The sequence below is a fragment of the Vibrio sp. V19_P1S1T109 genome (assembly GCF_002241375.1).
Lineage (GTDB): Bacteria > Pseudomonadota > Gammaproteobacteria > Enterobacterales > Vibrionaceae > Vibrio > Vibrio anguillarum.
The window spans coordinates 1-10,443 of sequence record NZ_NDIM01000234.1 but is presented as its reverse complement, the minus strand read 5'-3'; the positions used below and the strand labels follow the sequence as shown (position 1 = coordinate 10,443).

The following is a 10,443-nucleotide window of genomic DNA, read 5'->3' as shown; positions in this document are numbered from 1 at the left end:
GTGATAGATATTGTGGTGATGATTAATTTGACCATTCGCTTTCAAAAAACTGTCATATAAATCATTTAAAAAGGATCTTGCGACGTGATAATCCCGTCTCAGTAAATATCAAAGGAGGTCGATTAATGAGTGACCAATATAAAAACGATGAGTGCTTAGAGTGGCTCGACGCCATGGAGATCGGATTTGATTTATCCGATTATGACTCTGTATCTCATGAATGCTCTGAACAGAGCGCAGAATAGTACCAGCCGGCAGCCTATGCTGGCTATGCTCCTTACATTCCCCCCTCGTGTATCAATTCCTTAACACTATTGATTTCCGCTGATTTTGAATAGGCGATTACCTTGCGCTTTGTTACAATCCGCGCCCTGATTTCCAATAGGTAAGCTGCAATGTCTGATACTGTGCACCCATTCCAACGTTTAGGACTTTCAACCACATTAGTTAGCGCTCTGCAATCTTTAGGTTTTGAACAACCGACGGATGTTCAATCTCAAGCTATCCCGCATGTTTTGGCTGGTAAAGATGTCATGGCTGGGGCGCAAACGGGTACCGGCAAAACGGCAGCTTTCGGTTTACCTATTTTGCAACGTTTTCTTGATAACCAAGCCGAGCGAGAAACCAATAGTAAAGTTGTGCGCGCGCTTGTTTTGGTTCCGACTCGTGAGCTGGCTCAACAAGTTTTTGATAGCTTAAGTGCTTATGCACAAAGCACTACATTGAAGATCGTCACCGCGTACGGTGGAACCAGCATGCAAGTGCAAACACGTAATTTACGTGGCGGTGCGGATATTTTAATTGCGACGCCTGGGCGGTTAATTGACCATCTGTTTGTGCGCAACATTATCCTGACGCAAACCGAAGTGTTGGTGCTGGATGAAGCCGATCGCATGCTCGATATGGGTTTTTTGCCTGATATCCAACGTATTTTGAAACGCATGAATGATGAACGCCAAACGCTGTTTTTCTCGGCCACCTTTGATGACAAAATCAAAGCATTAGCACACAAAATGATGCGCGACCCTGTCGGCGTGCAAATTTCACCAGCCAATGCGACCGCTGATACTGTAAAACAGATCGTTTATCCAGTGGATAAAAAACGTAAAAGCGAGTTATTAGCTTATCTAATTGGTTCACGTAATTGGCAGCAAGTCTTGGTATTTACCAAAACTAAACAAGGTAGCGATGAGCTAGCCAAAGAACTGAAATTGGACGGCATCAAAGCGGCCTCGATCAATGGCGATAAAAGCCAAGGGGCGCGCCAAAAAGCATTGGATGATTTTAAATCAGGTAAAGTTAGAGCGTTGATCGCTACTGATGTTGCGGCTCGTGGAATTGACATTCAGCAACTTGAGCAAGTGGTTAACTACGACATGCCCTATAAAGCGGAAGATTACGTGCACCGTATTGGTCGCACAGGTCGGGCCGGGCTAACGGGCTTCGCGGTCTCTTTGATGAGCCGAGATGAAGAGTATCTGCTTGAAGCGATAGAGGCCTTACTCAATCAACGCCTGCCACAAGAGTGGTTAAAAGGGTTTGAGCCGAGTTTGTTGGAAGCCTTACCGGCTGAGCGTAGCAGCCGTAAACCTAGCCGTTCAGCGGAAAAAAGAAAGATGAAAGCAAAACTAAACATCCATGCAGGTAGAGGTAAGCGATAAAGCGCCCGCTTTATCTGGCCCAGTCACATTCAATATCATACAGCAACTCATTGATGGAGTTCGGACAGAGCGTCTGAGCTTCGTCGATATGGAACTTGGCGATCATCAAGTCATTAAAGAGTTGCCAATGTTTTAGTAAGCATTGGTTCACATCTTGAGTTTCATCTGACCATGTTTCTTTTAAAAATGGCGTGAGGCTCGCCGCGCCGTGCGCGTACATGATCATCTGCCATTTTATCTCCCACACCTTTATTGGTGTGGCTGAAAATTCACGGTTGTATTGCTCGGCAAGTTGTTCGACGAGCTGCTCAATTTCACCTGCACTGTCGATAAAATAATCAAACAGAGCATCTTCTTGCCTTACCGCATCGGCGATCAGTTGAATCGGCTGTTTGACTGTCAGCATATGCGCGAGCAGCCGTACAATGAACAAATACAACTGCACGTTGGCGGGGGTGTTGGCTGGGATCTCTTTCAATATATGACGTAAATAATTCTCCATATAAAGATGGAGACCATCGCTGATACTGCGCCATATTTGCTCTTTACTACCGAAATGATGACGCAGCAAACTGTGCGAAACCCCAGCTTTTTCGCTGATCGTTCGTAATGACACTCGTGCATAACCTAGCTCGCAAAACAGATCCGCAGCGACCACTAGAATATCTCTTTTGGTTTTTTGGGCATCAGTGGCACTTCGGCGGCCTTGTCTTTTGGTCATTTTTTAACTCGTCTCATTTTTTAACGAGCGCAGTTGTACCAGATTTGAGAGGCAGTTTCACGGAAAAAACGCGTTGGCAGTCATAACCGATGATAAGGTTATGACTGCACAATGTTAATTGGATCAGAGATAAAGGGAGAGTTTGCTGATTAGAAAATCAATATCATCGCGTGAGACGTCTTTATGGGTCACAAAACGTACCGGATTGCCTGGCGAAACTTTTATTCCATCTTGCGCCAACTGATTGGTAATTGTATGGATATCGATAGAATCAGCTAATTTGGCAAATACGATGTTAGTTTGCACTAAATCTGGATTGACGGAAAACCCGTTTAAGTCCGCTAATTTGCGCGCTAAATATTGGGCATTGTCGTGATCAGTCTTCAGCTGAGTGACTTGTTCAGTCAATGCAAGGTGGCCTGCTGCGGCCAAAATGCCGGCTTGACGCATGCCGCCACCGAGCATTTTTCTTAAACGTCGAGCCTTGGCAATGTAGGTTTTTGAACCTAGTAGTAGTGAGCCGATAGGAGCGGAAAGCCCTTTAGATAAACAGACCGTCATTGAGTCAAAGTATTGCGCAATCTCTTTAACATCCACATCCAGCGCTACAGCGGCGTTGTATACGCGCGCGCCATCTAAATGCAGTGCCAAATGGTATTGATCAACAAACGTTCGCGCTTGCGCTAAATAGGCGAGTGGTAGAACTTTGCCATTGATGGTGTTTTCAAGGCTAAGTAATCGCGTGCGAGCAAAGTGGGCATCATCAGGTTTAATGGCCGCGCGCAGTTTATCGAAGTCTAACGTGCCATCAGGGTTATTTTCGATTGGCTGCGGCTGAATAGAGCCAAGAACCGCGGCGCCACCCGCTTCATATTTGTAGTTGTGCGCTTGTTGGCCACACAGGTACTCATCACCACGCTCACAATGTGACATTAAACCCAGCAGGTTGGCTTGTGTGCCTGACGTGGTAAATAGCGCCGCTTCAAAACCGTGTCGCTGCGCGGCCCACTCTTCTAAGGCGTTGACGGTTGGGTCATCGCCATACACATCATCACCCACATCGGCATTAGCCATTGCTTCACGCATCGCGGCGGTGGGTTTAGTAACGGTATCTGATCGAAAATCCATATAATCTCCTCATGCGTTTTTCTATTTTTGCTAGAAGCATTTTCACTTCAATTCTTATCTGTGCTTGTACTTTATTGATAGCTAAGCACTTTATCGATAGCTAAGTATTTTATAGATAACCACACAGCTTCGCCTTACTTAGGCAGGCAATGGTTTTTGAATCTGTGATTTGCCCAGTGATGATTTTTTGCTCCAATTCCTGGATCGAAAGCGTCACCACCTCAATAACTTCATCATCGTCGCATGATAATCGTGCAGTTTTGCTTAACTGTTTAGCGACAAACAGGTGCTGTATTTCGTCACAAAATCCAGCTAATGGTGTGACTTGCCCTAAAGTGATCAGCTCACTTGCGCTGTATCCTGTCTCTTCTTCAAGCTCACGGTGCGCGCATTCGGCTGGAAGCTCCCCCTTTTCTAAAGTGCCTGCTGGGAGCTCTAACAACCACTTTTTGAGTGAGGGGCGAAACTGATTAATCAGAATAATATCGCCTTGTTCTGTGATCGGCAAAATCACGGCCGCGCCCGGATGGACTATGGTGGTGTGCTCAATGCTTTTGCCCGTAGGAAGGGTGACATCCTCTTGCACTAATGAAATGGTTTTCCATGTATGTATGGTTTTGCTCATGCAAACTCTTCTTTAATTGTGGCTAGCCAATGACTGATATGGTGATAAGGGTTCAACCTTACCGAGAATCTGTGGCTAAGACAAAGTAAAACGATAACCTAAGTATCAATATTGCTTGCACAATCAGTGATGTCAGTCTCATATATGCAAACATTGATTTCGAAGAATTTCACAGAAAAGAGATCTGCTATAAGTGGGCGCTTATACTAAAATCTATTTGTAACAAAACAATAACAGTCGTATAAAGTTATGTATACAAACCATTTGGAGCGCTTAAGTGATCAATTTTACTCCTGCATCCCATGCGCAAAAAGCGCTACTTTCAGAGCGCATAAATAAGCTTGCTAAGGCTTTATCGGATGGTGTTTATGAGCGTGAAGACACCATCAAACTTTGTCTACTGGCTGCTTTAGCGGGGGAAAGTGTTTTCCTACTCGGCCCTCCTGGCATTGCAAAAAGTTTGATTGCGAAACGTCTGATCCAAGCCTTCGATAACAGCAGTTATTTTGAATACCTCATGACGCGTTTCTCAACACCAGAAGAGGTATTTGGTCCATTAAGCATTCAAGAATTAAAAGATAATGGGCGCTATGTTCGCCTAACCAAAGGTTATCTTCCTACCGCACAAGTGGTTTTTCTTGATGAAATTTGGAAAGCAGGCCCCGCCATTTTGAATACCTTATTAACGGTAGTGAATGAAAAGACCTTCAAAAATGGGAGCGATATTGAACGTGTACCAATGCGTCTTCTGGTTTCGGCATCGAACGAATTACCGGATGAAGAGAGTGGTTTAGACGCCTTGTACGATCGCATGTTAGTGCGTGTGTTTGTCAACCGTATTCAAAATAAGCAGAATTTCAAATCGATGCTGACCGTCGGTACGCCACAAGAAGCGCGCATCCCTGAAGGGCTTGCGATTACCGATGAAGAGTACCACTCATGGCAGCGACAACTTGACGATTTACTGTTGACAGATGACGTGTTTGAAAAGTTATTTGAGCTGAAAAACATGCTAGAGCATGCCGTTGAAAACCAGCCCGCTGCGGCAAGTATTGATATGTACGTTTCAGACCGCCGTTGGAAAAAAGCGGTGAAGCTGCTCAAAGCGAGTGCGTTTTTTAATGGCCGCGACTCAATCAACCCGCTTGATTTACTGCTGCTGCAAGATTGTCTTTGGAATAGCCCCGATTCTCGCGATATTGTGCGCAGCGTTATACGCGACTTTGCGTTGAAACATGCTTTTGACCAACAAGAAGTTGAACATCAAATCGTAGTGTGTCGTGAAGAGCTGGCTGAGATTCAAGAAGAGCTAGAGTCTGAATTTGGCATGTTGCTCTCGCTGGAAACATCATCCGGTTTGATTAAAAAGCAAGTGCATCAGTTTGATACCAAATCGGCAAAAACCTATCAGGTAGGCACCGCTCATGACTTGGTCAAATTGGTATTGCTGCAAAGCAATATGTCCGTCTCTGAGGCCGAAAAAGGCGATAGCCGCTGGGTTTATGTGCCTAAAAGCGAGCTTGAAAGAACGATCAAAGAGGGGCATGGCGATGTGTATGGTTATGTAAATCAAAATACCAATTTGTGCCGTTTAAGGTTTGATTTAGATGCTGGTAATAACCTCGTTCTTAAAGATATTGCTAATCGCTCGGTGTTGGTGAGTTTGGTGACTGAGCAAGGTTTAGACGAAAGTCTTTATCAAGAGTGGCTTACGAAAGCGGATCAAGCCGTTGCACAGTTGCAACATGCCGAACACCATTTGCGTAAAGTACGTTCTAAGTTTCACGGCGCTTTGCCGCATAACTTCATTGATCCGGAGCTGCCCACCGCTATGGAAGCGACGCTGCAGCATCTGCAGCAATTACTTGAATCGACTCATACCGAATGCGAAAAAACGGTGCTTCGTTTTAAAAACCTAAACCAGTTTTTTGCGTAAGGAGAGAAGATGCTTGGTGCCGATGGTTTAAATTTAGCGTTAATGATTGCCGATTCGGGCATCATTGATACGGCAGTGAATGATTTGCTTGCGCGCTCGCAAGTGATGATGATGGCTGAAAACCGCGGCGTTGCGAATTCAGTTAAAAATCACCTAACTAAGTGGCGTGGTAGTGTCAAAAAACGCATTACAAAAGTGTGTGAAACTGAGCGTTTTCAACAAGAGCTGACCTTATACCAAGAAGTAATTCACTGGGATGAAGAGACCTTCTTTACTCGGATTAACGAGATAATCAAACAGTTGGAATGGCACTCAGCATTTTATCTCCAAGCACGTCGTTTAATCGAAAAAAACAAGGGGTTGCATAACCCCATGTTCCCTCATTTCTTTTGTGATCAATGGTATCAAAGCCTTTGCCATGCGATTAAACAAGCGCAAATCAACGAACTTGAAAGTAACAAAGAAAAAGTGTTGGCCGATTTGTACCAGCGTATGGAAACCATGAAAAACATGGATAAAGTCACGGAATCGGGCGATGAAAGCAGCGTCGGTCGCTTGTGGGATATGGCATCGGCGAAGCTCAGTAAAACAGACATTAGTGTTATGAAGCGCCATGCGGAATTTTTGAAAAAGAACAAAGGATTGCAAGAGATTGCTGAACAGCTTGGGCGCATGGCTGGCGAAGTAGATGACCCTGATCTCAACCGCACTCCAGCCGAAGCGCTGCAAATGGTGGAGGAGAAATCGGACGAAGCGACGGATGACATCGTCGGCATCCACGAAAGTGATGATCTGAACAAGCTGCTGCCCAACGAAACCATGTTTCTTGCCTATCCTGAACTTGAGGTGGTTTTCTACAAGCATTTAGTGGATAAGCGCTTGATGAACTATCGCATGCAAGGCAAGTCTCGCACCTTGCGTAAAGTCAAAGCGTACCAACCAGAACACAAACAGTTTGAGATTGAAAAAGGGCCGTTCATCGTATGTGTGGACGCTTCTGGTTCCATGAGTGGTTTCCCAGAACAGTGTGCAAAAGCGATGGCTTATGCTCTGATGCAGATCGCTCTGGCTGAGAGGCGCGAGTGCTACGTGATGCTGTTTTCTACTCAGCAAATTACCTATGAGCTGACCAAGCAAGATGGCTTGCGTGAAGCGAGTGATTTTTTAAGTTATTCATTTCACGGCGGAACGGATTTAGACCCTGTGCTAGAACAATCGGTTGAACTGATGAACAGTGACAAATACCGCAATGCAGATTTGGTCGTATTGTCGGATTTCATCGCACCTAAACCGCCGGAAGCTCTGCTAGAAAAAATCGCGACCTTAAAACATCAAAAAAATCGTTTCCATGCGGTGAGTTTGTCTCGCTATGGTAATCCACAGTTGATGGCGATGTTTGATCACTGCTGGGCATACCATCCTAATCTCGTCGGGCGACTGATGAAAAAATGGTAACGATCACTTGATAAAAACTGATGGATTGTTGCTCTAATTGTTCGCCTTCTATCCTTTGCGGGTCGATTCTTAGTCACTTGATTCATAAGTGGAAAATTTATTGTTGACTCATTTTCTTAATCCGTTAAAGTACGCCTCGTTCTCACGGCAAAGCCCAAAAGAACAATGTCAGGAGTTAGTTGCTCAGCAAGATGAGCAAAGTTATTAAAAGCTGCAAAGCAATGTTTAATAACAAATGTTGTTAATAACCAAATGTTATTAATAATAAAGCTAGCGAATGTACTTCAAAAAATTTTCGATGGTGTGTAACTGATTCAGTTGACGGCATCGCAATCCAGAATTGCGTGCCCTGGTGGTGAAATTGGTAGACACAAGGGATTTAAAATCCCTCGACTTTCGAGTCGTGCCGGTTCAAGTCCGGCCCGGGGCACCATCTATTCTTTGCTCATTAAGAGCAACAAAAAATTAAAGGCGCGATGGCAGACTGGTTATGCAGCGGATTGCAAATCCGTGGACCTCGGTTCGACTCCGGGTCGCGCCTCCAAAAACAAAAAAAGACGCTTTTTAGCGTCTTTTTTTGATCTGTGTGATTAAGAATCAACAGCCTGTTTAGAAAATAACGCCATCGGTATGATGGCGTTAACATGACATTGACAGCAATGCACAGAGGTGAGTGTTAAGCCGCCTTTTCGGTTTGATAATTTCCCAGTAGGGCACTGTAAATTTCTTGGTCGCTTAAGACGCCGACGAGCTGATTATTTTCCATCAGAAGAATCGGATTTTGAGTTCGATGTTTCAACTCAATCGCGCTACGCATATCAATATCAGGTGTTGTAATGATCATCATCGATGAATCAATGTTCGACATATCGCTGACTTGGGTATCCCAGTGGATAAGAGCGGTCGACGTTGCTCCATATAGTGTCAGAGTTTTATCATGTTGTGCGACCCAAACATCCTGTTTTTTGCAGACCTGCCAACGTTCGTCTTGTTGCTTTAACTGTTCGATGGGCTGCATTAACGAACGTCCTTTTAGTACGTTAAGAGGGTTAGTGTGTGCCACAAACTCTTTAACATAGTCCGTTTTGGGTGTAAGGACTATTTCTTCTGGCTTACCGTGCTGAATCAGTTTTCCTGACTCCATAATCGCGATGTTATTGCCTATTTTTAGCGCTTCATCTAAGTCGTGGCTAACAAATAAGATGGTTTTGTTGAGTTTGCTTTGTAGATCTAATAACTCATCTTGCAGTTGCGCACGAATCAGCGGATCAAGTGCTGAGAACGGTTCGTCCATTAACAGGATGTCACTGTCCATTGCAAAAGCACGCGCTAAACCGACACGTTGCTGCATGCCGCCAGAAAGTTCGTGGGGGAATTTATCTTCCCATTCAGCAAGACCAACCATCGAAAGCTGTGCACGGGCATGTTGGTGGCGTCTTTTCTTGCTCATTCCTTGCATTTCTAAGCCAAACGCCACGTTATCTAAAGCCGATAACCAAGGCATAAGGGCAAACTTTTGAAACACCATCGAGACACGATTCGTCCTTAAATGCTGAAGCGTTGCTTTATCACAGCTGGCAAGGTCAACAAAGCGTTCGCCATCTTTTAATTCTAATGATCCCCGGCTGATGGTATTCAAGCCATTCACCGCGCGTAGCAAGCTCGATTTCCCTGAACCAGACAGCCCCATCAAGACGCAAATCTCGCCTTCTTTAACAGTAAGGCTGACATTGTTTACCCCTACGACTTGACCGCAGGCATCGATAATCTCTTGGCGAGATTCACCCGCGTCGAGTCGTTGCAGTGCTTCATTTGGGTTCTGACCAAAGATAACATCGAGGTTTTTAATGGTAATTGCATCCATGATTATGCGTCCTTATTATTTTGATGTGGGGTTTTGCATAAACGATCAAGAATGATGGCGACTAAAACGATGGCTAAACCAGCTTCAAAACCTTGAGAAATATTGACGGTGTTGAGTGCACGAATCACGGGTTTGCCAAGGCCGTCAGCCCCAACTAAGGCGGCAATCACAACCATTGAGAGTGATAACATAATGCACTGAGTGATCCCTGCCATTATGCTGGGTAGCGCTGCTGGCAACTCTACTTTGAGCAGTAAGTTCATACGGCTAGAGCCGAACGCTTTACCCGCTTCAACTAACTCTTCCGGTACTTTAGTAATCCCAAGATAGGTGAGGCGAATGGGGGCGGCGATAGCAAAGATAATGGTCGAAATGAGCCCCGGAACAATACCCAAACCGAACAGAACTAGTGTTGGAATGAGGTAAACAAAGGTTGGTACCGTTTGCATTAAGTCAAGAATTGGGCGCATCAGCGTATAAAGCCATGGTCGATGCGCGGCGATAATGCCCAATGGTACGCCAATTAATACGGAAATCGTTGTCGCGGCAAACACCAAGACAAAGGTTTCCAGCATTTCTTGCCAGTAGCCAAGGTTTAGAATAAGCAGTAGGGCAGCAATAACAAATACCACCAATGAAATCTGACGATGCAGATACCATGCAATGGCTGCGGTGACTAAAATCGGCACGGCAGGGGGCATCCATTTAAACGGTTCATCCGGAAAATCGATACTTCGCCTCATGACTGGCTTTGATTTTTAACTCAAAAAATTCCCAATCACGATACCCATAGGCGACTTTGTTCAGCGTCTTTATTCGGTTGTTCACACCCTCTACTCGACCACTACTCATCCTTTTATCATAAAATGCCAATATCCCATCCTTATGCTTCCTCAGGGTCTTAGTAAACTTCTCTAGCATCACAATGCCTGAGTGGTTCGCTTCATCTATCCAGCTTTCTAGCCATCTCTCACCCTCTATCTTTGATGGCTGCGACCACAGCATTCTTAACTTCTCTTTTAAATAATAAACCACCGCTAAGGGCTGATTGGC

The 10,443-nt window shown here is 44.9% G+C and carries 8 protein-coding genes, 2 tRNA genes and 1 pseudogene; 5 read left to right on the top strand and 6 right to left on the bottom strand.

Annotation, left to right across the window (positions count from 1 at the left end; all coding sequences use genetic code 11):
* Positions 1-395 precede the first annotated feature (395 nt).
* Positions 396-1,661, top strand: coding sequence for a DEAD/DEAH box helicase (locus B9J87_RS11580; RefSeq protein ID WP_094150853.1), 1,266 nt, complete (start codon positions 396-398; stop codon positions 1,659-1,661).
* Positions 1,662-1,671: 10 nt separating this feature from the next.
* Here the strand turns inward: B9J87_RS11580 and B9J87_RS11575 are convergent, their stop codons facing one another.
* The 3 genes from B9J87_RS11575 to B9J87_RS11565 all read right to left on the bottom strand — a co-directional run bounded on the left by B9J87_RS11575 (position 1,672) and on the right by B9J87_RS11565 (position 4,135).
* Entirely contained in the window at positions 1,672-2,382 is a 711-nt protein-coding gene (locus B9J87_RS11575) for a TetR/AcrR family transcriptional regulator (RefSeq protein ID WP_013867941.1), read from the bottom strand.
* 123 nt (positions 2,383-2,505) lie between these two features.
* Positions 2,506-3,510, bottom strand: a complete 1,005-nt coding sequence (ltaE, locus tag B9J87_RS11570; RefSeq protein ID WP_064626264.1) for a low-specificity L-threonine aldolase — start codon at positions 3,508-3,510, stop codon at positions 2,506-2,508.
* Positions 3,511-3,619: 109 nt separating this feature from the next.
* Complete coding sequence (locus B9J87_RS11565; RefSeq protein WP_017048791.1) at positions 3,620-4,135, bottom strand: NUDIX hydrolase; 516 nt, start codon at positions 4,133-4,135, stop codon at positions 3,620-3,622.
* Positions 4,136-4,412: 277 nt separating this feature from the next.
* Here B9J87_RS11565 and B9J87_RS11560 point away from each other — a divergent pair, with 277 nt between their 5' ends.
* The 4 genes from B9J87_RS11560 to B9J87_RS11545 all read left to right on the top strand — a co-directional run bounded on the left by B9J87_RS11560 (position 4,413) and on the right by B9J87_RS11545 (position 8,070).
* Positions 4,413-6,071: an ATPase RavA domain-containing protein gene (locus tag B9J87_RS11560; protein ID WP_094150851.1), complete on the top strand. Its 1,659-nt coding sequence runs from the start codon at positions 4,413-4,415 to the stop codon at positions 6,069-6,071.
* 9 nt (positions 6,072-6,080) lie between these two features.
* A complete protein-coding gene (gene viaA / locus B9J87_RS11555; protein ID WP_019283198.1) occupies positions 6,081-7,526 on the top strand; it encodes an ATPase RavA stimulator ViaA in 1,446 nt (481 codons plus the stop codon).
* Positions 7,527-7,872: 346 nt separating this feature from the next.
* Positions 7,873-7,959 (top strand) — tRNA-Leu (locus B9J87_RS11550).
* Between the two features lie 37 nt (positions 7,960-7,996).
* Positions 7,997-8,070, top strand: a tRNA-Cys gene (locus B9J87_RS11545).
* Positions 8,071-8,202: 132 nt separating this feature from the next.
* On the opposite strand, the gene choV is transcribed toward B9J87_RS11545, so the two are convergent.
* The 3 genes and pseudogenes from choV to B9J87_RS11530 form a co-directional block, all read right to left on the bottom strand.
* Complete coding sequence (choV, locus tag B9J87_RS11540) at positions 8,203-9,390, bottom strand: choline ABC transporter ATP-binding protein (RefSeq protein ID WP_094150848.1); 1,188 nt, start codon at positions 9,388-9,390, stop codon at positions 8,203-8,205.
* 2 nt (positions 9,391-9,392) lie between these two features.
* Positions 9,393-10,115, bottom strand: a pseudogene (gene choW / locus B9J87_RS11535) (choline ABC transporter permease subunit); the annotation flags it as partial.
* On the bottom strand, positions 10,105-10,443 hold a 339-nt coding region (locus B9J87_RS11530), incomplete at its 5' end, for a transposase (RefSeq protein WP_141201576.1). The pseudogene choW and the gene B9J87_RS11530, both read right to left, overlap by 11 nt.

Bases quoted from the DNA above. Each gene is read 5' to 3' on its own strand.
- choV (WP_094150848.1), bottom strand. From the start codon at position 9,390: ATGGATGCAATTACCATTAAAAACCTCGATGTTATCTTTGGTCAGAAC.
- viaA (WP_019283198.1), top strand. From the start codon at position 6,081: ATGCTTGGTGCCGATGGTTTAAATTTAGCGTTAATGATTGCCGATTCG.
- B9J87_RS11580 (WP_094150853.1), top strand. From the start codon at position 396: ATGTCTGATACTGTGCACCCATTCCAACGTTTAGGACTTTCAACCACA.
- ltaE (WP_064626264.1), bottom strand. From the start codon at position 3,510: ATGGATTTTCGATCAGATACCGTTACTAAACCCACCGCCGCGATGCGT.
- B9J87_RS11575 (WP_013867941.1), bottom strand. From the start codon at position 2,382: ATGACCAAAAGACAAGGCCGCCGAAGTGCCACTGATGCCCAAAAAACC.
- B9J87_RS11565 (WP_017048791.1), bottom strand. From the start codon at position 4,135: ATGAGCAAAACCATACATACATGGAAAACCATTTCATTAGTGCAAGAG.